Consider the following 25,135-nt stretch of genomic DNA (forward strand, 5'->3'; position numbering starts at 1 on the left):
ATGGTACTATTAAGTCTAATTTTGGATAAATCATTATGTAGCTCACCCGACATAGAAAACAGCCCCACTAAGTGGAGCTTTTCCTTCGAGTGAGTTTGGTTCAAAGGGTAGAAACACGTCTCCACCGGAAGTACGCCGTTGGAGACGTTCATTTCTACAGCTTCTATCTGCTTCGGACCGGATTACGAAACATATCCAGAATTCCTAGCACAATATGTGCAATACCGAATCCGAGAATTCCGTATCCCCAAGCACCTGGTGTCAAATAGTATCCGATGAGACTGACAACAACCCCAAGGCCAGCTACAATCCAGCTAACTGTCATAAGATGTACACCTCACTTTGGCTAAAACTGAAAACATTCTTATGTTCTCCCTAAAGCCAAAGTCTATACATCCTATTTGTTATTCGCCTGTCCCTTCACTTTGGGTACCTTCACTTCCAGAACCGTCGTCAAGATTAAGCAGGAGACGTGAGGACGTCTTCTCATCCGTGATTACTTGACCATTTACGGTAATCTCAGTTGCTGGGGAATACCCAGACTTAATATACATGCCTTCACTGCCCAGAACGAAGTTCATAGTTTCTCCTGCTGCTGTATTTCCGAAGGAGAGTTTTTCACCTTTAGAGTTCTCGCCTTTGTAAACTTCAAGCCAGCTTACTCCGGATGCAACAATCTCAACCTTAACTTCGCTTCCGGCAGGAGCTGTAACCTTAAATTTCGTTGTTTTGCCTGACTTCCCATCTGGTGTAACCGTGATAGATTGAGGAGACGGCGTTGGTGTCGGTGTTGGCGTAGGCTCCGTAGTTGGCTCAGTAGTTGCTTCTGCACCTGCCGAGGAAGTAGGCGCTACTACACCGCCTCCTGATGCGGGTGGAGATGTTTGTGCTGTATTAGGATCCTGCACATTATTGGTGATATTTGTTTGATCAACTTGATCAGGGTCTGCTTTGTTTAAACTAGAAGCATAAATGTAAATCACTACAATAATCAATATAGGGAATGTCCACATCAGCACCGTTGGCAGCCATTTTGCATTCCGTTCGGTTTCGGGTCTACGGCTGCGCTTTTGAATCACCGTCTCCATGGTCGTGTCTGCGGGTGGTGCAGGTACGTTCCCATGCTCCTCGAGCAGTTCGTCAGGACTCATGCCTACTGCTTCTGCATACGTTTTGATAAACGCCCTCACATAAAAACTTCCTGGAAGCACCTTGTAGTCTCCAGACTCGATGGCTTCCAAATACTTTTTGCGAATTTTTGTTACTTCCTGGACATCGTCAAGACTCATCCCTTTTTGCAGACGTGCCTCTTTCAATTGCCGGCCCAGTTCCGACATACCATCACCTCCTGTAAGTTCTATGAATGTAAACTTCCTTAACCAGCTTTATAAAAAAACATGCTCGGAAGTGTATTCTTCATCGTTTGTGTTCTATAAATCATCACTGTAGCTCGTCGTAAATGACTCGTACAAGATTTCTTCCGTTGGATTATTCCGCAGCTCAATAATAATATCAAAGTCATCATAACTATACTCAGATTCGCGTACGAAAATATCTGGATGCTCAATAACCTTTGTGCTTGGCATGCTCATAACATTTTGCAATAAATTATAATGTTTCTCATTAGAGCGGATCGTACTAACTATACCATCAATTATAAATACATTATGTGGGTTCATCTCATCTTCAGCCAATTGACTGCGCACCGTCTGCCGCAATAATGTGGAGGAGACAAATGTCCAGCGTTTCATAGCACAGACACTGCCAGCTATAATGGATTCCGTCTTTCCTACACGGGGCATACCACGAAGTCCTATAACCTGATTCCCATCTTTTTTAAACAGCTCACCGAGAAAATCAACCAATAGACCTAGCTCATCGCGGGTGAAACGAAACGTCTTCCGATCATCTGAATCCCGTTCAATATATCGCCCATGGCGCACAGCCAGCTTGTCCACGAGCCTTGGAGACCGCAGAGCTGAAACTGTAATATTATCAACTTTTTTGAGCATTTCGCCCATCAGCATAATTTTCTCATCATCATTGGTCTCCAGCAACATTCCGCGAGTTTTTCCTTCAACTCCATTAATCGTCAGAATGTTAACTTCCAGCATCCCTAACATTGAAGCGATATCACCAAGCAGACCGGGTCTGTTCTTGTGAATCTTGTATTCCATATACCACTGTTTATATTCCACTTGTACACCTCATAGATTCCTTTTCCCTACCCTTTGCCAATACAGCAAAAAAAGCTGCCCCGGCAAAGCGGTCTTTTACACGGGTCATGTTAATGATATATAAAATAAAAATGAAAGGCAAGGTCAGTCCTGTAATAATTGCAGAAAAGCTCCCACAGGGGGAGCTTTTCCGCAAGCTTAGGCGTTGTCTTTCGCCAACTTGACCATGAGTTTAGCAATCGTTTGCTTTTCTTCATCGTTGCCGACATCCCATAGCTCTTTGATCGCACGGTTTTGAGTGTTTGCTGGATCCACTTTTTCATCAAGGAATTCCCCGATTTCAAAAGCCAGCTTTGAGATTGTATCTTGACTCATCCCAAGTTTCTCCGCCTGTACAACCCGTTTACCTAGGAATTTCTTCCAGGTGTCAAAATTTTTGATTACGCTATCGTCTTGTGTCATCTTAAATCCTCCTTCATGTTTACGGTCAAACACCTGCATACAGGCTGTAAGCCGCCTTACGAGAGATTAAAAAACAACACTTATAATATGTCTCAGACGATAGATTCTTATGCTGGAGCTTTTCTCCAAGTTAAGCATTAAGTAATCCAGCCACCGTTAGGGCTAATGATCTGCCCAGTAATATACCCGGATTCAGGCAATGCTAAAAAGTAAATCAGTGAGGAGATCTCGTTCGGTGTAGCCAAACGTCCCGCCGGAATCTCATCCTCCAGCATCCGGACCTCATCCTCCTGTAGGTTAGACAACATATTCGTATTAACCGCTCCTGGAGCTACCGCGTTCACAGTTACGCCAGAAGGTGCTAGTTCCTTGGCTAACGCCTTAGTAAACGCATTTACTCCGCCTTTACTGGCTGAATAAGCGACCTCGCAAGAGGCTCCCGATATTCCCCACACGGAAGAAACGTTGATGATTCGACCATAACGCTGGGATACCATGTACGGCATAAAAATCTGGCTGCACATAAAGGTACCTTTCAAGTTAATGGCCATAATATCGTCCCATTCCTCTTCACTCACATCAGCCAGCATCCCATAATGAGATTTACCGGCATTATTGACAAGAATATCCGGCTGCATTCCATTACTTTCAAGCTTCTCCGCCATTCGTACAATCTGACTGCGATCCTTCATATCCGCATTTACAGTCATTACCTTTGCTCCAAGGGCCATACAACGCCGAGCGACATCATTAGCAGCTTCATGTGAGTGCTTGTAGTGAATAACAATATTCATGCCTACAGAGGCAAACCGTTCTGCAATGGCGCCACCGATTCCCCCGCTGCCCCCTGTCACCAGAACTGTCATTTCTCCTAATGGTTTGTTGCTCTCTCCCAAAAGCGCCATTTAAGGACTCACCACTAGTGAAACAGCGAGCTGCTCCCAATTTACATGGGCATGTAAACGCTCATTCACTTCAGCTAAAGTAATCGATTCGTAAATAGGCAGAACTTCAAACAGGTCACCACCACGGAATTGGTAACGTGTAAATTCATGTGCGATACTTTCAGGGGAGTTCAGCATGCGCAAATATCCGCCTATTTTCTTTTTCCGTGCCCGCTCGAAGTCCTTCTCAGCAAAGCCAGACTTTAAGATCTGATCCACTTCTTCTTTAATTCGTTTTAGCAGCAAATCCGGGTCCTTGGTATCTCCACCCATAGCTGAAAAAGCATATTGTTCTGAACTATTAAATTCATGGCCAAAGCTGTCTGAGATCAGTTCTTCATCATAGAGTTTTTGGTACAACGCTGTGCTGCTGCCAACCAGCAAATCAAGCATAAGCTTTGTGGCGAGATCACGCTTAAGCGCAGCTTCGCCTGTAAGACCATCAACTTTTTCCTTAAATCCAAACATAATCTTAGGCATCGAAACAGCGAGTTTGCTTTCTAAGCGCTTCGTAGCGACTTGTTCCGGCTCCTCTTCAAAAATACGCTTAATCTCACCTTGTTTACCATAAGATTTCCCCTGCTGATTGCTGCGAATCAAGGAGAATACCTTCTCCGGATCCACACCACCCACTACGAACAACAGCATATTGCTGGGATGATAAAAAGAGTTGTAACAAGTGTACAGTGTTTCTTTCGTAATCGTACTAATCGACTCTATAGTTCCGGCAATATCAATCCGAACCGGATGTTTCGAATACATCGCCTCAATAAGGCCAAAGTACACGCGCCAGTCTGGATTATCTGCATACATATTGATTTCTTGACCAATGATCCCTTTTTCCTTTTCTACATTTTCATCCGTAAAATAAGGTCGTTGTACAAAATCAACGAGTGTACTAAGGTTGGTCTCTATGTTCTCTGTTGCCGAGAAAAGATAAACCGTCTGATCAAAACTTGTAAAGGCGTTAGCTGAAGCTCCATTTGAGGCAAAAGTGGCAAAAATATCGCCTTCTGGCTCTTCAAACATTTTGTGCTCCAAAAAGTGAGCTATACCATCAGGAACAGTGGTCTCTTCTCCACCTGCGACATGAAAATGGTTATCTACAGAACCATATTTAGTTGCAAATGTGGCGTAAGTTTTTTTGAATGTTGGTTTTGGCAATACATAAACCTGAAGCCCATTCTCCATCACCTCATGATAAAGGGTCTCTTGAAGTCTGTCGTATTGAATCTGTTCCATCTCTATTCCTCCTTCCCTGTCAAGAAATAAATCGTATCCAGCTGAAAGGTCTCCGCTGCAGCTTTTACTTCCCCTGCACCGATTTGTTCCACCTCTTCTAGCAGCTGATCCGCTGTCCGTTCTTTTCCTGACAACTGGCGGTTGAAGTCGTAAGAGATCATCTCAAAAGCAGAATCCGGAATCTCGGAAAGCTGATTGCGGATCATGGCTTTGGTCTGGCTTAACTCCAGATCACTGATATTGCCAGCTTTCATCTCTTCCAGTTGTTTCTCTATAATTTCAACAGCTTTGTTGTAATTTTGCGTTTCAATACCTGATTGTATCGTTCCAATCCCCTTGTGACCGTCATAGCGTGAAGAAGCATAGTATGCAAGACTGGCCTTCTCCCGTACATTGACGAAGAGTTTGGAGTGTGGATACCCTCCTAATATTCCGTTGTACATAAGTGCGGACGCATATGTATCGTCCTTATACGTAATCGATGTGCGCAGACCCATGTTCAACTTGCCCTGACTGACATCCAGCTTCTCCTCTACCGTCCGCACCTCGCTGACGGATACTGGGACAAACTTGGAGCTATATAAGCCCACCTCCGACTGAATGCGTCCGAAGTGCTGCTGCACAAGCTTTTCAACTTCCTCAGTAGTCGTATCTCCCACAACATAGAGATCCAAAATAGCTCCATCCAGCCATGAGTTATAAGATTCGTACAAACTTTTTGGGGTAATCCGATCCAAATCTGCTCTTTGACCCAGTGGATGAAGACGATAGGGCTCGTTACGGCACATTTCTTCGATACAGCGTTCCGCAGCATAACGAATCTTATCATTTACGATAGATTCCAGCTTCTTGCGCACTGTTTCACGCTCTGTTGCAACATAGGAAGAACGGAAGCTTCCATCCTCCACCAACGGACGGGTCAGGACTTCTCCTAGGAAAGCAAAGGATTGTTCAAGCAAGCTCTCCTGACTCTGCACGAAGGAGTCATTAATGGTGTCCATGCGAAACTGAACAATCTGATAATCGCCTCTTTTATAAATATCAAAACCAAATCCAGCGCCATACAGCTCCTCCAAACGCTCGCGGAATTGAGTAGTCTCTGGATAAGAAGCGGTACCTCTGCGGAGCACAAATGGGGCAAGTGCTGTAGGGGTTACCGTATCCTCATTAAGTGGGACGCCGGCATAAAGTGAGATGGCGTAGGTCTTGAACGCCTTGGTAGGCATCACGTGAATACGCATACCTGCAACGTTGCCATGCTGAAATACATTATTAGTCAAGTCCAAAACTCCTTTACCGCGTGGATAGTTGCTCATTAACATGTTTATGAATTAATAACCATTCTAAACCATTCCAAAGTAAGGAAGCAACCGGATGCCTCTTCCCGGTTGCTCTCTGGATTTACTTCTTTACTTATCTACATACAGAAAATATGCTGGCCGATAGTCTTGACCTGTGGACGAGTCCAAATCCATTTGGAGGTCGCCGTTTTAGGGTTGAAATAATACAAACACCCACCCGAAGGATCCCAGCCATTCAGCGCTTGCTGCACTGCTTTTCGTGCCTGCTCATTTGGCTCCAAATAAATCTGCCCGTCAGCTACAGCTGTAAAAGCTCCCGGCTGAAAAATAACGCCAGACGGCGTATTTGGAAAGCTCGGAGATTTTACCCTGTTCAAGATTACTGCAGCAACAGCAACTTGTCCTTCGAAAGGTTCACCTCTTGACTCACCATAGACGGCATTAGCCATAATTTTGAGATCATTTTCTGATAATCCCATCGTATTCCCTGAAGACAGAGACGCTGAATCCGAATTATTGGTTGTATTTGTTTTGTTACCGGTGTTGTTGTTTGCTGTATTATTTCCGGTTGCTGAAGCCGACTCTGTCGGCTTCCAGTTCTTAGTTGCGTTATACAATTTCAGCTTAGTCTTAGCGCCTACGATGCCATCAGACTTCATTCCAAACTTCCATTGAAACCACGTTACTGAATTTTTCGTTTTCGGACCAAACTGACTGTCTATTTTCCCTTCATAAAAGCCCAGATGTTTTAAACGTCCTTGCAACTCATAAACATCCTGACCAGAAGAACCGAGTTTAATCGGAGTCGTGCTGAAGGCAGGCAAGGCCTCTTCTTCAGGATGATTTAGTTCATGGACAAATGACGCAGCAGCACTTTGCTTGGTCTGTAGTATGCCATTACCCTGGAGCAGCATTCCTGCAAACGGCGCGGCAGCAAGTGCAAGGGTTAAAGAAGCAAAGATCCACAACTTATGTTTCTTCATAGGGGTTCGCTCTACCTTTCTTTTGTGAGTTCTGCATGGATGGCTAAAGTTATTATGACGACTGTCAGGACATCCTATGCATTACTAAAAAAGAAGTAATAGCGTTTCATTGTAATTGAGAATAATTATCAACTATAATCGAAATAAGAAAACGTTGGAGTTGATATTAATCATGAATTTAAAGGACCACATTTTATTGTGGAACCACGCATTAATAGAAATTATTGATATACGCCATACTTTTCAACGATCAAGTGATCTGAATTCACATTATCAGCTGCCCTCAAGCGCATTCTTGTTGATCATAAACGGCAAAGCCGAAATACTGATTAACGAGATCCCGCATGAGATCGGCAACTTTCATATCCTTCATGGTGGAAAAGGAATGAACATTCAATTTTTACGCACGGAGGAACTACTGGAGTATTACTTAATTTTATATAAAGCAAACCTTTCACTCGCCTCACGCAACAATCTAAAAGCAATTATGGAACACAATAATCCCTTTAATCTTCAATATGGATTTACGCCTACTAGTCCACTGCCCTTATTTGATAAGATGGAGAACATGTTTACTGATTGGGGCAAAACAGGTCTTTTGGATCGGCTGCATGTTAAAACACTGTTTTATCAATGGATTTATGAGCTGCTTAGGCAGCTGCATACGCTGGAAACACAGTTAATACAACCTGATCCGCTAGATCAAGCAATTCGCTATATGCAGACTTATTATAAGGAAACCTTCTCTCTTGAAAAATTAGCTAAAGCGGTAAACAGCAGCCCTAGAACATTATCCAGATTATTCAGAACACGGCTGCAGACTAGCCCTGCTCAGTACTTAATCAGCATCCGCATGGAAAAATCGAAAATACTGCTCCTGAACACTGAGGCGAGCTTGCATGACATCGCAATTGCAGTAGGTTATCCTGATGGCTATTATCTAGGAAAAATGTTCAAAAAATATTACGGAACCTCCCCTGTCCGATACAAAAATAAATTGATCACCCAACCCAGTTGGCGTGATATGCCATCCCAAGGTGCACAAATTGACATTGCCCGAACACAACCTCTCCGTTATATTGATTATGATAATCATTATCAATATAACGGAGAAGGGGAATTACCAATGTTTAGAAATGCCAAACCATCCTTACTGCTCACCCTGTTATTATGCTTTACCATAGTGTTAAGCGCTTGTTCCACGGGAACCACAAATTCAAATGCGTCAAGCAATGGGACACCAACCCCCTCAGCAGAAACAAGTACAGGAGCAAATACAGACAAAGCTGCTGTCGAAGCACAAACCCGGATAATTTCCACAGTTAAAGGAGACATTGCCGTTCCCACTAGTCCACAAAGAGTCGTAGTTCTTTATTTGCTCGGTGATGTACTGGCTCTAGGCATTAAACCTATAGGTGTATCCGATGTATCCGAGGGTGCTGCATTTGAAGATGAGCTAAAAGATGTGCAAAAGCTTGGCACCTGGTTTGAGGCTAGCCCTGAAGCAATCCTTGCTCTAAATCCCGAACTAATCATCGTGCCGTCAGAGGAAACTTATGAAGCCCTCCACCAAATTGCACCAACAGTGTTAGTTCCGTATGAAAAAATGTCAACAGAAGAACGGGTGTCCTTTATTGGACAAGTCGTAGGCAAAGAGGATCAAGCAAAAGAATTATTTACTGATTTCCATAAAAAAGTTGAAGACAGCAAACAAAAGCTGCAAGAAGCTGGTATTCTGGATCACACAATATCCATCATGGAAGGTGGAAAAGACAACAGTATGGCTGTTGTGGCAAGCAAACAATTCGGACGTGGTTCGCAAATCATTTATGAATATTTAGGCATGAAGGCGCCGGAAATCATTCAACAGAAAATAGATACGGCGACTGGTGCGGATGGCGAATCCGTATCCTTTGAAGTCCTTGGCAAATACAGCGGTGACTATATCTTCCGCTCCTCTTATGATGGTATGGCTGATCTGACCCAAAACCCAATTTGGAACAATATCCCTGCCGTGAAAGAAGGCCGTTTGATGGAAATTGATTTTGGATTAGGTTATTACAGTGATATCTATTCTCTAAATGTGCAACTGGATTATATTGTTGAAGCTTTGCTTGCTGCACCAAGAGTCAAATAAGTACTCAGGATACAAAAAAGAGATAGTCCACTTCATAAAGTGGCCATCTCTTTTGCTGTCTATTGAAAGTTTCGACGGGCTTGTCCAGCTTAGGAGCTGATCTTGTTATGCTGATATTGCTCAAGTGACACCAGTACCTCACGCGGCTTGCTGCCCTCGTAAGGACCGATGACCCCACGAGCCTCCATAGAGTCAATCAACCGGGCTGCACGGGTATAACCGACACGCATTCGACGCTGTAGCAGCGACACTGAAGCCTGCTTAGCCTCCAGTACAATTTGTACGGCCTGCTCGTATAATTCATCCTGTGGCTCCTGATCCTCAGTGATTGTATCATCCACTTCAGGAACGATGGACTCATCGTATTCGGCTTCACCTTGACTGCTGACATATTGAACAATAGTCTCTACTTCTTGGTCGCTCATAAAAGCTCCCTGTACACGAATAGGTTTAGATGCGCCCATTGGCAAGAACAACATATCACCTCGGCCTAACAGCTTCTCTGCACCGGGCATATCCAAAATGGTACGTGAATCCACATTGGACGATACGCCAAAAGCGATCCGGGATGGAATATTAGCTTTAATTAAACCTGTGATTACATCTACTGAAGGGCGTTGTGTAGCGATAATTAAATGAATTCCAGCCGCCCGCGCCATTTGTGCAAGTCGGCAAATTGCATCCTCGACATCATTGGCTGCAACCATCATCAAATCCGCAAGCTCGTCCACAATAACAACGATATACGGGAGAATTGCCGCTGGATTCTCAGCCATTAGCTTATTATAACCTTCCATATTCCGTGTTCCCGATTTGGAGAATAGCTCGTAACGCTTCTCCATTTCCACAACAATCTTCTTCAAAGCAAGACTTGCCCGCTTGGGATCTGTGACAACCGGAGCCAGAAGATGGGGAATTCCGTTATACACATTCAGCTCTACCATCTTAGGATCGACCATGAGGAATTTGACTTCATCAGGTTTAGCTTTGTATAAGATGCTTGTTATAATCCCGTTGATGCAGACAGATTTACCGGAGCCTGTTGCACCGGCCACCAATAAATGGGGCATCTTAGCCAGATTGCCAATAATGGTCTGGCCGGAAATATCACGGCCAAAAGCAATCGATAATCTGGATTCAGCCTCCTGAAAAATCTGTGTTTCCATAACTTCGCGCATGGTAACAATAGACACCTCAGAGTTCGGAACTTCTATCCCAATCGCAGATTTACCCGGAATCGGCGCTTCCATCCGAATGTCTTTGGCTGCAAGTGCAAGGGCAATGTCATCCGTCAGATTTACAATACGGCTAACCTTAACCCCAATATCCGGTTGTATCTCATACCTCGTAACCGCTGGGCCTCTTACTACCTCCAGCACCTTAGCCCGTACCCCAAAGCTTTCAAGTGTTGCTTCTAACTTACGGGCTGTCTGCATATAATCATTCTGATCTCCAGCTTTGCCACCATTGTTAGGTTTGGCTAGAAGACGGAACGATGGCAGCTTATATGGCTTCGGTGGCGGTGGTGCTGGAGGAGCGGGAATAATCTCTCCATCTGGAGAAGCACCTAGCAGGCCTTCCAAGTCTATGCTTACATTCTCCTCAGACTCATCCGCAGGCTGCTGCTTAACGGCATTAGGTCCGGCTACAGCAGGTTTAGCTGCTTCACCACGAGCTGCGGGTGAGAATTCACTCCACTCTTCCCGGTCTTCTTCGTTTAACCCTTCTGAACGGATATGTTCAAAGAAGTCACGAATAATAGGCGTCACAGGTTCAATATCCAGATCCGCATCATCAAAATCATGATCGATATCGTCTAATGGAATTACATGACTATCTGGAGTTAATCCCGAAATAATCGGACCGGTTGAAGCACTTGTCACAATTGGACCCTGATCGTCATCCTCAGAATCTGCTTCCACCTGTGAACGCGTGGAGCCTGAGAACCAGCCAGATATTTTTTTCAAAAGGACAGGTTGTTTGCGATTAGGCAAATACCGATCGTCTTCGTCTTCTTCCTCCTCGTCATCATAGACAGGCTGCTTCACCTGCCGAGCTTTAGCTGGAGCAGCGGCTCTAGAAGGTCTGGCCGCTACGGGAACCGCCTTAGGACGGTTTGCAGCATGGAGACGAATCCCCTCCACAAACTTAACCAAGCGCACTCGCAAAAGCGTAAAAATCTCCACATAGGACAAGTTGGTAATTAGCATAAAGCTGATCGCCAGCATGACGATCATAAGCAGCTTAGCGCCCAGACTACCAAAAAGCCATAACAGCGCTGCATACTCCAACCCGCCAATGTACCCTCCGCTTATATCCTTACCCAGCATATAGACATTGCTTTCGTTCGAGCCAGGTGAAAGTGATCCCGAAAGATCATTATGTATTTGTGTCATTACATTGCCAGGATGTAACAAAGACAACGGGCCAAGCTTCTGCTCCATTGCAGATATTGTGCTCATAAGGCACATAGACAATAGAAGCAGAAGCACGCCAGTATGCCTGCTGTTCCACGAGGAAGGCCATCTTCGATGGATCATCACCATAAGTCCATAAAAAATGCCGATAAGCGGCAACACAAAATAGAATCTCCCTAATAAGTAACCCGCCATACTTGAAAGTGAGCGCCCTACGGCTGCTTCACCAGACAGTGCAATGACGGAAATAGTTATTAATAAAATTCCATATATTTCATATTTCAAAACGCTGCCGAGCAGCGCTTTTTTCTTCTTCTTTTTTCGTTTAGCCACGCCAGCCACCCCCGGAACAACATTATACCATATAATGGCGTGGCGTACCTATGTTCTCTTTTGTCAGAAAATGAATCTTTATGTTAATGTAATTATCGAACCTGGAGAGAACGCCGGATCTAGATAACGGTTCAGCGGACAATCCAATAATCTCACAATCCGCGCACGTCCTTCCTCCATCGGTTCAACCTGCATCAGCATGCCCTGCACACTAACTTCTCGGGTTGCGGCATAATTGTTAAATGCCCCCTCCCACACCTGTTCCATTGCAACTACTGTGTACAGTGTCATTGCGTAATCCCTCCTGGAGTCGATGCTGAGAAATCCCCGCCGATCATTCGGTTAAGATGCGCAAGTGCCGCTCCGATCCCGCCGACCTCATCCATCAGACCATATTTAACGGCATCCAAGCCCCCCACAGCCGTCCCGATATCACGATTGAGCTCACCTGTCTTAAACATGAGATCACGGAACTGTTCTTCAGAAATGCGCGAATGGGAAGTCACAAATTTAACGACGCGTTCCTGCATTTTCTCCATATACTCGAAAGTTTGCGGCACTCCGATCACTAAACCATTCATTCGAATCGGATGAATCGTCATCGTTGCACTTTCAGCAATAATCGAATAAGTGGAGGAAACTGCAATCGGCACCCCGATGCTGTGCCCGCCTCCAATGACTACGGTTACCGTTGGCTTGGAGAGGGATGCAATCATTTCCGCAATTGCTAATCCCGCTTCTACATCTCCACCTACCGTATTTAAAATGATAAGCAGGCCTTTGATGTTTTTATTCTGCTCAGCTGCCACCAGCTGCGGAATGATATGCTCATACTTTGTTGTTTTGTTCTGTGGAGGCATAACAATATGTCCTTCAATCTGACCAATAATCGTTAAGCAAAAAATATCAGGCTCTCCACTTGGGACTACTGTTTGTCCAAGCTCCTTAATCGCTCCCATTGTAGTGGGCGGCATATTTTCATTAGGATTCGGATTAGTTTCTCCTGGGACAACTTCCTCATTTTTTGCTCCATTTGATCCTTCGATGTAGTTCATCTTCGCAGCTCTCCCTTGTTATATGCAGCTCTAGTCTGCTGTTGCCTTACTAACAATCCTTAGTATGACGTTTCAGGGTGCTGCATTATGCAATTTTCAGCTTATGAACATACAAAAACCCCTTCTCCCGTGGAAACCGTCCAATATTTCCGGGGAAAAGGGGCTCAGCCCTAGCTATATATTCATTGAAGGAGAAACTCTCCTTACACTTCCATGATAATTGGCAAAATCATCGGTCTGCGGCGCGTTTGTTCATATAAGAAACGGCCCAGCGAATCTTTTACGCTTGTTTTAAGGGAAGCCCACTCATTTACTTTTTCACTCATCAGGCGTTGCAATGTACTGGATACAATTCGGTTAGCCTCGTCGAGCAGCCCTTCGGACTCCCGAACATAAACAAAACCACGTGAAATGATGTCAGGTCCAGAAACAATTGCACCATTCTGCTTGCTAAGTGTAACCACGACAACCAAGATACCATCTTGAGACAGCAACTTACGGTCACGCAATACAATGTTACCAACATCGCCTACACCTAGTCCGTCAATCAATACGTTACCAGCTGTTACTTTGCCAGCCTTACGAGCGGCACCGCCTTGGATTTCAACAATTTCACCGATTTCAGTGATGAAAATGTTCTGTGGCTCTACGCCAACCGATTCTGCCAGCAAAGCATGTTTGCGCTGCATGCGGTATTCACCGTGGATCGGAATGAAGAATTTCGGTTTCATCAGGTTAAGCATAAGCTTAAGTTCTTCTTGACTACCGTGACCGGATACGTGAACGCCGGAGTTGGAGCCGCTGTAAATCACATTAGCACCAAGACGGAACAATTCATCAATAGTACGGCCTACATACTTCTCATTACCTGGTACAGGTGTTGCTGCAATAATAACGGTATCGCCTGGCAGGATATCTACTTTGCGATGACTAGAACGTGCCATACGTGTCAATGCAGACATTGGCTCGCCTTGGCTGCCTGTGCAAAGAACAACTACACGATTTGCTGCCATTCTATTCATTTCTTCCGGTTCGATCAGCATTCCGTCAGGTACGTTCAAATATCCAAGCTCTGAAGCGATGGATACAACGTTGACCATACTACGGCCAATTACTGTAATCTTACGACCCGTAGATTCTGCTGCATTAACCACTTGTTGAATACGGTGCACATTGGAAGCAAAAGTTGCTACAACGACACGTTGCTCAGCCTTGCGGAAAATATCTTCCAGCACAATACCGACATTCTTTTCAGATGGGGTAAAGCCTGGTTTCTCAGCATTCGTACTATCCGACAAAAGAGCAAGTACGCCCTTTTGGCCAATCTCTGCCATCCGATGCAGATTTGCAAATTGACCGTTGACTGGGGTGTGGTCAAATTTGAAATCGCCCGTATGAACAACATTTCCTTCCGGAGTCTCAATGCATACACCCACGGAATCAGGAATACTGTGGTTGGTTCTAAAGAAAGTTACCTTAAGTGAGTTCCCCAATTGAATTTCTGAATCTTCGTTGATCAGAATCCGTTTGGTGTCACCCAGCAGGTTCGCTTCCTTCAATTTGTTCTCTACAAGACCTAAAGTCAATCTTGTTCCATAGACTGGAACATTCAAATTCTTCAGGACATAAGGTAGACCACCGATGTGATCCTCGTGTCCGTGAGTAAGCACAATACCTCTTACCTTGTCACGGTTCTCTGTCAAATACGAGATATCAGGAATTACGATGTCAATACCGAGCATATCCTCTTCCGGAAACTTGAGTCCCGAATCCACGACTACAATGTCAGCTCCGTATTGAATAACATACATGTTTTTCCCGATTTCTCCGACTCCGCCCAATGCGAAAATCGTCAATTTATCGTTGTTGTTTTTTTTGGACAAATGAATCTAACCCTCCTATGATGTTGGACGTCATACTTTTATTGGTAAATATCGAACTTCGATTATTTCAGCGGCGCTGAACACATTTCTTTCAAACAGCCAATAACTTCCAATCGACGAGGAAATTCCTGAAATCTGTAAAATGCGCAATGCGAAAGCTCCCGATTCCGGGCAGTAAAGTTCATATTGAAGCGGACAAACGCCGTCAAAATTCACCGTCGCGCCCCTCGCGCGAAGACATGTCATTTATTTAAACAGACTCATCTTGGGACCTATCCTGTCTCACAATGTATTACATTGACGGAAGATTACCGCATATTTAATTTTAACCGCACCCAGTCACTTAAGATCATTATACATGATTTTTTTGGCAAAAGACAAGTCATCCGCCTCGTATCCAAATTCTTTCCTTAAATTCGCCTCAATATTTCAGAAAAAAAATATAAATGCAAAAACCGGCTCCCTCAATAGAGTAGCCGGTTTAGAACGTACATCAGCAATGATTAATTCTTAGTGAAAAAGTGCTTCAATAAAAGCCGCTTCCGCTTCCGTTGGCGAAATAAGCGGCAATCTGACTCCGCCCACAGGGATCCCCTTGAGTCCTAAAGCATATTTTACAGCTGAAGGATTGGGCAGCGGTTGTGGGCATTCAAACATTCCTTTAAAAATCGGGAACAGCTGGCGATGAATCTCTCCAGCAAGCTGAACATTGCCGGAGGTATAAGCGTAAATCATTTCTGACATCTGCGCACCAACCACATGGCTAGATACACTTATAATTCCGTATCCACCGACAGCCAGACTGGCAAGACCTGAGGCATCATCACCCGTATATACACGGAAATCATCTGAACAATCAGAGGCAATAAGTGTTACCTGATCTACAGACGCGCATTCTTTCGTAGCAACGATGTTCGGAATCTCAGCAAGCCGCAGGGTAGTGGCCACGCTCATACTTACACCTGTTCGACCTGGAACATTATATAAAATCACTGGTAATGAAGTCTCTGAAGCAATCGTGGAAAAATGCTGATACAGACCTTCTTGATTCGGTTTATTATAATAAGGAACGACCAAAAGCACTCCATCTACGCCTATTTTCTCCGCTTCCTTCGTCAGCTGAATGGAATGTTTCGTGTTATTGCTGCCAGTTCCAGCAATAACTTTACAACGTCCATTCGCCTTTTCCAGCACAAAAGAAAACAGCTGCAGCTTTTCCTCATCGCTTAACGTAGGCGATTCCCCTGTCGTTCCGCAGACAACCAAAGCCTCTGATTTCTGTACCTCAATTAAATAATCGACAAGCTGTGAAGTTACATCCCAGTTGATTTCTCCATCCCCATCAAAAGGGGTTACCATGGCTGTTATTAATCTTCCGAAATCCACTTTGAATTCCTCCTTGTCAGCGGTGCAATTCAAACATAGCATGCAGCGAACGCAGGGACTGCACCATATCTTCTTTTTTCACAAGCACCCATATCGTTGTATTCGAATCCGCGGATTGTAGTATTTGAATGTTTTGCGAGCTAAGCGCCTCAACAATGCGCGCCATAATACCAGGCACACCATTAATTCCGCCCCCGATAACAGAAACTTTGGCACAACCCGACAAACTCTTAGGTCGCAAACCCAGCTGCTGTAGAGCAGAAATAGCCTTCTCTGATTTGTCATCAAAAACCGTATAAAGAGCTTCCGTAGGTGTTACATTAATAAAATCAACGCTTATCCCGTTATCTGCCATACTCTTAAAGATTTGCAGCTGCACTCCGGTTCCGTTACCGTCCGGGCATTCCACAGAAATCTGTGTAACATTGCTGACATAAGCAATCCCTGTAACGAATCGATCCACAATTCCCCCTGCTTGGATATCGTTAAATCCTTCTGGATTCGTAACCAACGTACCTTCAGCTTCTGAAAAGGTTGAACGAACACGAACTGGGATCTGTGCCTGCATAGCAATCTCAACCGCACGTGGATGAATGACTTTTGCTCCCTGATGAGCCATATTGCAAATTTCAGTATAACTAACGTAAGTTAATGGCTTAGCATCTTCAACGATCCGTGGATCTGCTGTAAGAATTCCGTTCACATCCGTATAAATATCCACCATATCAGCATGAAGAGCAGCACCCAGTGCTGTAGCAGAGGTATCACTGCCGCCACGGCCTAAAGTTGTCAAATCACCCGCTTCAGTCTGGCCCTGGAACCCGGTAACAATAACTACCTTATCCTCACGCAGCTCACGGAGAATGCGTTCCGGACGTACATCCAGAATTCTGGCATTACCGTAGTTGCTGTCTGTCAGAAATCCTGCCTGAGCTCCCGTTAATACTGTAGAAGCGATGCCTTCATTCTCCAGCAGCCCACATAGAGTAGTAGCTGAAATAATTTCGCCACAGCACATCAAGAGATCTTTTTCCCGGTCTGGAAGTGCATCTCCGTTCTGCACGGCCCAATCCAGCAAAGTGTCAGTTGCGTAAGGTTCTCCGCGACGGCCCATAGCCGATACAACAATTACAAGACTATAGCCACTTGCCAGCTCCCTTTTGACATTGCGGATTACGTGTTCTCTAGCTTGCGGTGTGGATAGCGATGTTCCTCCGAATTTTTGTACCAGAATACCCATGTATAATTCCCCCATTATTATCAAAGCAAACACACTAATCATTCGTGAAAAGATTACGGTACGTGAGCTTATTCGTTAAGTAAGTTGTTAAATGGCTGTACCGCCCTCGAACCTGAGGACGGTAGCAATACTGCTTATATTTTTTTGATAGCAATGAACTTAGCTGGTTCCACTACGTTATCTTGGCACTTCTCATTGCTCATTTGGTGCATCTCCCCTTTTATTGTCCACAACAAAATCAGCCGAGCTCTGTCAATTTTCTATGCTGAATGAAACCGTTCGATGATCATCGGCTGTAGTTGTTTACCTTGCAAAGCGGCATAGCAAGCTTCCGGGATAAGATCCATGCGTGCCACGAGCGAGTTAGGTTTACCCTCAGGGTTATCTTGACCGAATGGTACAAAATAAATATGTTTAGCCACCAGAAGCTTAGCAATATTTGCGGCATTTAGGCCCAATCCATCATTTGTAGATATCGCTAGAACTAGTGGACGTCCGTTGCGCATCTGTGATTTAGCTGCCATTAGCACGGGACTATCCGTCATGGCATTAGCCAGTTTACTCGTTGTATTTCCTGTGCAAGGTGCTATTGTCAGCACATCCAGCAGCTTGGAAGGACCCAGCGGCTCCGCTTCAACAATTGTAGAAATGATATCATTCCCTGTTATATCTTTCAACTGTTTTAACCAATTTTGCGATGTCCCAAAGCGGGTGTCTGTTCCTAGTACAGAGGCAGAAACTATAGGTACTACGTTTGCTCCCCCGTCTACGAAGCGCTGAATTTGTGGCATTACCTCAGCAAAAGTGCAATGAGATCCAGTGATCGCATACCCTACTGTTTTTCCGTGCCAATCCATTTTATTCGTCCCCCTTGATTAAAGCCTCGTCCGAAATCGACTGTACCAGCGCATTTGCCATAATAATCCCAGCGCTTTTTGGAGCTACAATGCCAGGGAGTCCTGGAGCCAGCATCGCCTTAATCCCACGTTTCTCAGCATAACGAAAGTCACAGCCGCCTGGTGCAGATGCCAGATCAATAATTACGCAATGCGGCGCAAGCCGCGAGAGCACCTGCGCGGTGATGATCATACTTGGTATCGTGTTAAATATAAGATCCACATCCGGTACGTGAAGCAGCAGCTCATTGGTCATAAAAGGCTTCCAGCCCATTTCCTCAGCACGTGCATAATGTTCTTGTTTTCTGACACCAACCTTTACACTGGCCCCCAGTCCCTGTAGACTTCGAGCCATTGTAAATCCAGTTCTACCTAAACCAAGCACCATTGATTTCGAGCTGTGAATCGTAAAATCCGTGTTCTGAATGGCCATTACCAGCGCTCCCTCCGCTGTCGGGATAGAGTTGTAAATAGCCACATCATCACGATTAAGCAGTTCGATTAACTTCAGTGAGTGCTTGGTACACATCCCGCGCAAGTAACTTTTAGCCATACCGGTATACACTAAACAATCGGATGGCAGCGCAGTGAAATGCTCCTCCAGAATCGTTAAACGCTCAGAAGAAAATAGAGCACTAATATTTCCTTCATCATCACAGCCTACCGTAGGCAACACTAATACATCTGCATTACTCAGCAGCTCTACCGTCAATTGTTCCAGGCTCACCCCTGGGCTAGGGGTCTCCCACTTATCGAACCCGGCAGCGCTTACCGTCGCATCCAATTCCACACATTTCCGAATCACTTCAAGCTGTCTCGCGTCCCCGCCCAGGAACACGATCCTGACGCCAGTAAGCATAGGGATGACGCTCCTTTCAACATACACTATCGACTATAAAGCATCTTATGCTGGGCATAGTTAATGGGTGAAGAGCGGAAATGAAATCCCCGGCACGCATGGCTGATGATGAACTAATGGGTTACGGGTTACGGCTGATGAGTTAAGGACCGAGATGCAACTATTTGTGTGTTTTTTGCCTTTTAGGAGGAGTTTCGGACTGGAGAGCTCTTATTCGATGTAAACAGGCTCGATATCAGGTGTTTTTGATCAAATAGTGACACTGGGGTCCGAAAACAGCCGAATTAAGCAGAATTGTTATAAATAAGAGCACTGGGGTCCGATAGGGGCTTCGTCTTTAATTTGATGGTAGGGTTAGAGTAGTGGCAGAGCGCCAATGAAAATGCTGAGTTTATTCGATGGGGAAGTCGGGGTTAGTTGTATAACAATCGAAGAATTAAAACTTTGGATAATTAACTCTGCATATCAAAAAAAGCTCACGAATCATACCTTGGGCATGAATTCGTAAGCTTTTTAAATGAATTGTAACAACAATCTTACTTGCCAGTATGGCCAAAGCCTCCGGCTCCGCGTTGAGTTTCGGACAACTCTTCCACTTCCACCAAATTAACCACTGGAACGGCTTGAAATACCATTTGGGCAATCCGCTCATTGCGAGCGATAGCAAAAGGCTCCTGCCCCAGATTGATCAAGAGCACTTTGATCTCTCCGCGGTAATCGGCGTCTATAGTTCCAGGTGTATTCAAGCAGGTAATCCCGTGCTTCAAGGCCAGTCCACTACGCGGACGGATCTGCGCTTCAAGCCCCTCTGGCATAGCCAGTGAAATCCCTGTTGGAATTAATGCCCGCTCTCCTGGTGCAAGTACAATTTCACCCGCAACGGCAGCATAAAGATCATAACCGGAAGCTTGCTCCGACATTTTACAAGGAAGATTTACATCCTCGTTTCCAGCAAGTTTATTGATTTGTACGTAATAAGACAAGATCATCTCTCCTAACATTTGCAATAGCTTTATCTGATGAGCCTACCATCGCTAAAGAAAGCGGCTCCGCGAACATATGGTCCAGCACACTGTTGATATTGTCCATCGTCACTAGCTGAATTTTGGCGATCATATCGTCCAATGTATTATGTCTTCCGAGCATAAGTTCATTTTTTCCGATACGGTTCATTCGGCTGCTAGTGCTTTCGAGACTAAGAATGAGGCTGCCTTTAAGCTGCTCCTTACCTTTTCTCAGCTCATCTTCACTGAGGCCGTTGGTAGCAAGTTCGTACATCATTTCCTTGATTAACTCCATGACATCCTTTGTTTGCTTGGGCGCTGTTCCAGCATAGACCGTAAACAGACCAGAATCTGCCTGGGAGCTGTGATAGGAATACACCGAATAAGCTAATCCGCGCTTTTCACGAATTTCCTGGAACATGCGGGAGCTCATCCCTCCGCCTACGGCATTATTAATCAGCACCATAGCATACTGCAGGGGATCGCCAGAACGGACACCTGGTAAGGAAAGACAGATGTGATTCTGCTCTGTTTTCTTGCGGTGAAATAAGAGCTCTCCATAGTAATCTGGTGGAGTCAGCGGCGCACTTGTACCATGATTATCAAAAGAACCAAAATGCTGTTCCAGCAGTTCAATCAATCCATCACTAATGTTGCCGGCAACGCTTATAACCGTATTCTCAATCGTGTATTGTTCCTTCATATACGCCCGAAGATCATCCGGCTTCATCTCCATTAGCCGTTCCTTCAAGCCAAGGATGGAATACGCAAGCGGATGGTCCTTGTAGGCAGCAGCACACATCAAATCATGCACAAGATCATCCGGCGTGTCCTCGCACATGGAAATTTCCTCAAGGATGACATTCTTTTCTTTCTCCAGCTCTTCAGCGTCCATCCGTGAACGGAAGAACATATCCGCTAACACATCTACAGCGATAGGCAGATGCTCATCCAATACTTTAGCATAATAACATGTATATTCCTTTGAGGTAAACGCATTTACATTGCCGCCGATGGCGTCAAACTGCTCAGCAATATCCTTGGCGCTGTACCGATCCGTACCTTTAAAAAGCATATGTTCTACAAAATGGGATACCCCGTTGTTTCCAGGATGTTCATTCCGAGAGCCTGTCTTTACCCAGATTCCGAAAGAAACGGACCGGCCGGTCGGGATTTTCTCCATTACCACTCGTAAACCATTGGATAACACTATTTTTTCCACTTCAAGTCCTCCTGGCTAATAGCCATGTTCTATCTAATTTAATTACACGTGCCTATAATCCTACCAGAAATACATCTCTCACTCAACATTAGAGGGGATTAGCCGCTCTGCTGAGAGCGTTTGACTTACTGTGCCTAGCTGTAACCCTTTTGCTTTGATTCCACGTATCATGGCCTTCAGAGCTTTGGAGGATGCGGCTGTGGGATGCATTAGGACTAGAGTGCCGGGTTCCGCTTTGCTTGTGATTTTGGCAACCACAGATTCAGGAGACGGATTTCGCCAATCTACGGTATCTACGGTCCATAGTACGGTTTTGAGCCCTAAGCTGCCTGCAATTTCTACCGTCTCCTGATCGAAATCACCAGAAGGGGGGGCGAACCATTTATTAGTGACTCCAAGCGATTCCTTTAACAGCTTTTGTGTCTTCTCAATTTCTACAGTAGCTCGTGCACGACTTAAAGTACTCATATTAGGGTGGGTATAAGCGTGATTCTCCATCTCATGACCGCGTTTTAGCATTTCTTTAGCCAGTTCCGGGTTTTTACTCAGCCAGCTCCCATCCAGAAAAAACGTAACTTTAACGTTCTCTTCATCCAAAACATCCAACATTGGCACAATGTACTCATTTCCCCACGCCACATTAATCATCAGCGATACCATCGGCTTAGCCGGATTCCCACGATATATAGGTTCAGCTCCCAGTTGATTCAGGGATATCTGTGGTTCGATCTGCCGATACACAAATTTTATAGGTTCTTTTGGTGCCAAAAGAGCATTCCGATATGTACTCTCTACATCAATTTCAAGCCCGTTATAACCCGGAATCGCCTTCCATACCCGATCAACCACAGCATTCACTGGAGGGGCATTAAGCTTGGCTGCGGCGGTCTCAATCCGTGCCCGAAGATCATTGTTCTCCGCCTTAGAAATATCCTTCCACACAGCTAGGTCCTCCTGCAGCTTCAATTGCGCAAGCATGTCCTTTACCGGTCCCTGAGTGCTGCCAATTCCTATCACGATCGCAATACAAGCAACCACTAAAGCCACTTTTTCCGTCTTCATGACGACTTCCTCCCCGGTAGAAACGACTTGTAGTCCGTTCCACACGAATACAAAGACACTTTGTCCCAATCTATGAGACAAGAGAGGAATTTATGTCATAAGAACAGAGGCCAGAGGCGTGATAGTGATGCACATTACTTTATTTCATATAAAAAAAGAGCCAGAACGCAATCGCTTCTGTCTCCTTTTATTATGCTATTAGGTACTTTAGAAAAGGTACCTCTACAATCGAAACTTAAGCTTTAGCTCCAGTTTCCGAAGTCAATACCGCTTTACGCGACAGGTTAACCCGGCCTTGTTGGTCGATTTCGGTAACTTTAACGGTAATTGTATCCCCGACAGCTACAACATCTTCAACCTTAGCTACGCGCTCAGTAGACAATTGGGAAATGTGTACCAATCCGTCTTTACCCGGAATTAGTTCAACAAATGCTCCAAATTTCTCAATACGTCTAACTGTACCCACATAGATTTCTCCGACTTGTACTTCACGCACAAGTCCTTCGATAATCGAACGCGCCTTTTGGATCATTTCTTCATCTGAAGAACCGATAAAGACACGGCCATCTTGTTCGATGTCGATTTTCACGCCGGTTTCTTCAATAATTTTATTGATAATCTTACCACCAGCACCGATAACATCACGGATTTTGTCCGGATTGATGTTGATAATAATGATTTTTGGAGCATATTTGGACAGATTAGGTCTTGGCGCAGAGATCGCTTCATTCATTTTGTCCAAGATGAACAGACGGCCTTCTTTAGCCTGCTGAAGTGCATCCTGAAGAATTTTGCGGTCGATACCGGCAATCTTAATGTCCATTTGAATAGCTGTAACACCTTCTGCTGTACCAGCTACCTTGAAGTCCATATCTCCGAGATGATCTTCCATACCTTGAATATCCGTCAGGATGGAGACATGCTCTCCGTCTTTGATCAGACCCATTGCTACTCCGGCTACAGGTGCTTTGATTGGCACACCAGCGTCCATCATAGCCAGAATGCTGGCACAGATACTTGCCTGGGAAGTAGAACCGTTAGATTCAATCGCTTCTGATACTAAACGAATCGTGTACGGGAATTCAGTTTCACTAGGAATAACCTTGGATAATGCACGTTCTCCAAGTGCTCCATGACCGATTTCACGGCGTCCTGGTGCTCTAAGCGGACGAGCTTCCCCTACGCTGAACGGCGGGAAGTTGTAATGGTGCATGAAACGTTTCGTTTCAGTAGGATCGATTCCGTCAAGAATTTGCACATCACCTAGTGCCCCAAGAGTACAAACGCTAAGGATTTGTGTTTGTCCACGTGTAAACAGACCGGAACCGTGTGTACGCGGTAACAGACTTGTATCACATTCAATCGGACGGATTTCATCAAGTTTACGTCCATCTGGACGAACCTTATCATGTGTGATTAGACGTCTTACTTCATCCTTCACGATATCATGTAGGACTTCTTTAACATCTTTCAGAAGCTCCGGTGCTTCTATGTACTTCTCTACGAAATACGCAACCGCTTCATCATTAACGACATCAATCGCTTCCTGACGCGCATGTTTTTCAGCTATTTTAACGGCTTCCACCAGACGAGCCTCAGCAAATGCACGGACCTCAGTATTCACGTCAGCATTCACTGTATGCAGCTTCACAGCCATTTTTTCTTTACCAGCCACTTTAACCAGTTCTTCAATGGTTGCAACGATCTTGCGGATTTCATCATGACCGAACATAATCGCTTCGAGCATCACATCTTCCGTCACTTCGTTCGCTTCTGCTTCAACCATCATGATTGCATCCTTCGTTCCAGCAACCACCACATAAACATCACTGATTGCTTGCTGAGACATATCCGGATTGATCACGAACTCTCCATTAATCCGACCTACAGCAACGCCGCCGATGGGTCCATCAAAAGGCACATCGGAAATACTAAGTGCAGCTGAAGTACCGATCATAGCAGCAATATCTGGTGCGCAGTCCTGATCCACACTCATTACCATGTTCAATACCTGAACATCGTTACGGAATCCTTCAGGGAATAGTGGTCTGATTGGACGGTCTGTCAAACGGCTTGACAGAATCGCTTTCTCACTCGGTCTACCTTCACGTTTAATAAATCCGCCAGGAATTTTACCTACCGCATATAATCTTTCCTCATAGTTAACTGTAAGCGGGAAAAAATCCAGATCCTTAGGTTCTTTTGAAGCCGTAACGGTACATAATACCGAAGTATCCCCGTAACGCACCATAACGGCTGCGTTTGCTTGTTTAGCCAGGCGGCCCGTTTCCAGCACAAGGCGTCTTCCACCCAGCTGCATTTCTACACGTTTTTCCATAAATACCTCCTTGAATAGTAGTAGACCCGCAGTCTAAAATAGCAGGTTCACATATCGATCTAAATGAATTGGAAAGGCTTGTCCCAAAGGAGGCTGCCTATTCTGTATGCATATAAGAAGAAACGGCTGGGCCTTACTGAAAAGTAAAGTCGCCGTTTTTGCGAATAATCTCATCGATCCTAATATTAAGTTTT

21 protein-coding genes are annotated in these 25,135 nt (G+C 44.9%); 1 reads left to right on the top strand and 20 read right to left on the bottom strand.

Translation table 11 applies throughout. The annotated features are described in order from the left end of the window. Positions 1–163 precede the first annotated feature (163 nt). From MHI32_RS18370 to sleB, 8 genes are all read right to left on the bottom strand, one after another. On the bottom strand, positions 164–325 hold the full coding sequence (locus MHI32_RS18370) for a hypothetical protein (RefSeq protein WP_169744781.1): 162 nt from the start codon (positions 323–325) through the stop codon (positions 164–166). Between the two features lie 79 nt (positions 326–404). After that, entirely contained in the window at positions 405–1,337 is a 933-nt protein-coding gene (locus tag MHI32_RS18375; protein ID WP_339187533.1) for a RodZ domain-containing protein, read from the bottom strand. A 93-nt stretch (positions 1,338–1,430) separates the two neighbouring features. Further along, on the bottom strand, positions 1,431–2,198 hold the full coding sequence (locus tag MHI32_RS18380; protein ID WP_036688406.1) for a DUF3388 domain-containing protein: 768 nt from the start codon (positions 2,196–2,198) through the stop codon (positions 1,431–1,433). 177 nt (positions 2,199–2,375) lie between these two features. Then, positions 2,376–2,639, bottom strand: coding sequence for a DUF3243 domain-containing protein (locus MHI32_RS18385; RefSeq protein ID WP_036688409.1), 264 nt, complete (start codon positions 2,637–2,639; stop codon positions 2,376–2,378). Positions 2,640–2,776: 137 nt separating this feature from the next. Next, complete coding sequence (gene fabG, locus MHI32_RS18390) at positions 2,777–3,544, bottom strand: 3-oxoacyl-ACP reductase FabG (protein ID WP_036688412.1); 768 nt, start codon at positions 3,542–3,544, stop codon at positions 2,777–2,779. Beyond that, a complete protein-coding gene (locus tag MHI32_RS18395) occupies positions 3,545–4,825 on the bottom strand; it encodes a pitrilysin family protein (protein WP_076179904.1) in 1,281 nt (426 codons plus the stop codon). 2 nt (positions 4,826–4,827) lie between these two features. After that, positions 4,828–6,066, bottom strand: coding sequence for a pitrilysin family protein (locus tag MHI32_RS18400; protein WP_340012748.1), 1,239 nt, complete (start codon positions 6,064–6,066; stop codon positions 4,828–4,830). Between the two features lie 176 nt (positions 6,067–6,242). Next, positions 6,243–7,109 carry a spore cortex-lytic enzyme gene (gene sleB / locus MHI32_RS18405; protein WP_076127869.1) on the bottom strand — a complete coding sequence of 289 codons (867 nt, stop codon included), beginning with the start codon at positions 7,107–7,109 and terminating at the stop codon, positions 6,243–6,245. 172 nt (positions 7,110–7,281) lie between these two features. Between sleB and MHI32_RS18410 the strand changes: the two genes are divergently transcribed. Continuing rightward, positions 7,282–9,246: an AraC family transcriptional regulator gene (locus MHI32_RS18410; protein WP_340010491.1), complete on the top strand. Its 1,965-nt coding sequence runs from the start codon at positions 7,282–7,284 to the stop codon at positions 9,244–9,246. An 89-nt stretch (positions 9,247–9,335) separates the two neighbouring features. Here the strand turns inward: MHI32_RS18410 and MHI32_RS18415 are convergent, their stop codons facing one another. The 12 genes from MHI32_RS18415 to pnp all read right to left on the bottom strand — a co-directional run bounded on the left by MHI32_RS18415 (position 9,336) and on the right by pnp (position 24,941). Then, entirely contained in the window at positions 9,336–11,996 is a 2,661-nt protein-coding gene (locus MHI32_RS18415; RefSeq protein ID WP_076127865.1) for a DNA translocase FtsK, read from the bottom strand. A 78-nt stretch (positions 11,997–12,074) separates the two neighbouring features. Continuing rightward, on the bottom strand, positions 12,075–12,287 hold the full coding sequence (locus MHI32_RS18420) for a YlzJ-like family protein (RefSeq protein WP_076127863.1): 213 nt from the start codon (positions 12,285–12,287) through the stop codon (positions 12,075–12,077). After that, positions 12,284–13,051, bottom strand: a complete 768-nt coding sequence (locus MHI32_RS18425) for an ATP-dependent Clp protease proteolytic subunit (RefSeq protein WP_076136428.1) — start codon at positions 13,049–13,051, stop codon at positions 12,284–12,286. The genes MHI32_RS18420 and MHI32_RS18425 overlap by 4 nt, the downstream gene beginning before the upstream one ends. Before the next feature lie 203 nt (positions 13,052–13,254). Beyond that, positions 13,255–14,934, bottom strand: a complete 1,680-nt coding sequence (locus tag MHI32_RS18430; RefSeq protein WP_076127859.1) for a ribonuclease J — start codon at positions 14,932–14,934, stop codon at positions 13,255–13,257. Positions 14,935–15,444: 510 nt separating this feature from the next. Then, positions 15,445–16,320, bottom strand: a complete 876-nt coding sequence (gene dapA, locus MHI32_RS18435) for a 4-hydroxy-tetrahydrodipicolinate synthase (RefSeq protein WP_340010494.1) — start codon at positions 16,318–16,320, stop codon at positions 15,445–15,447. A gap of 16 nt (positions 16,321–16,336) precedes the next feature. Further along, positions 16,337–17,560 carry an aspartate kinase gene (dapG, locus tag MHI32_RS18440; RefSeq protein WP_036688442.1) on the bottom strand — a complete coding sequence of 408 codons (1,224 nt, stop codon included), beginning with the start codon at positions 17,558–17,560 and terminating at the stop codon, positions 16,337–16,339. Positions 17,561–17,820: 260 nt separating this feature from the next. Beyond that, the gene (locus MHI32_RS18445) at positions 17,821–18,417 is read right to left on the bottom strand and encodes a dipicolinate synthase subunit B (protein WP_036688443.1); all 597 of its coding nucleotides are present in this window, start codon (positions 18,415–18,417) and stop codon (positions 17,821–17,823) included. A gap of 1 nt (position 18,418) precedes the next feature. After that, positions 18,419–19,315: a dipicolinate synthase subunit DpsA gene (gene dpsA / locus MHI32_RS18450; RefSeq protein ID WP_076127855.1), complete on the bottom strand. Its 897-nt coding sequence runs from the start codon at positions 19,313–19,315 to the stop codon at positions 18,419–18,421. Positions 19,316–19,851: 536 nt separating this feature from the next. Beyond that, the gene (dut, locus tag MHI32_RS18455) at positions 19,852–20,298 is read right to left on the bottom strand and encodes a dUTP diphosphatase (RefSeq protein WP_172628834.1); all 447 of its coding nucleotides are present in this window, start codon (positions 20,296–20,298) and stop codon (positions 19,852–19,854) included. Then, the gene (locus MHI32_RS18460) at positions 20,273–21,541 is read right to left on the bottom strand and encodes a pitrilysin family protein (RefSeq protein WP_340010497.1); all 1,269 of its coding nucleotides are present in this window, start codon (positions 21,539–21,541) and stop codon (positions 20,273–20,275) included. Before MHI32_RS18460 ends, dut begins: the two co-directional genes overlap by 26 nt. Before the next feature lie 78 nt (positions 21,542–21,619). Then, complete coding sequence (locus MHI32_RS18465) at positions 21,620–22,603, bottom strand: polysaccharide deacetylase family protein (RefSeq protein WP_340010499.1); 984 nt, start codon at positions 22,601–22,603, stop codon at positions 21,620–21,622. Positions 22,604–22,838: 235 nt separating this feature from the next. After that, on the bottom strand, positions 22,839–24,941 hold the full coding sequence (gene pnp, locus MHI32_RS18470; protein ID WP_076127850.1) for a polyribonucleotide nucleotidyltransferase: 2,103 nt from the start codon (positions 24,939–24,941) through the stop codon (positions 22,839–22,841). Positions 24,942–25,135: the final 194 nt, after the last annotated feature.

This window comes from Paenibacillus sp. FSL H7-0690 (assembly GCF_037980415.1).
Classification (GTDB): domain Bacteria; phylum Bacillota; class Bacilli; order Paenibacillales; family Paenibacillaceae; genus Paenibacillus_AQ; species Paenibacillus_AQ odorifer.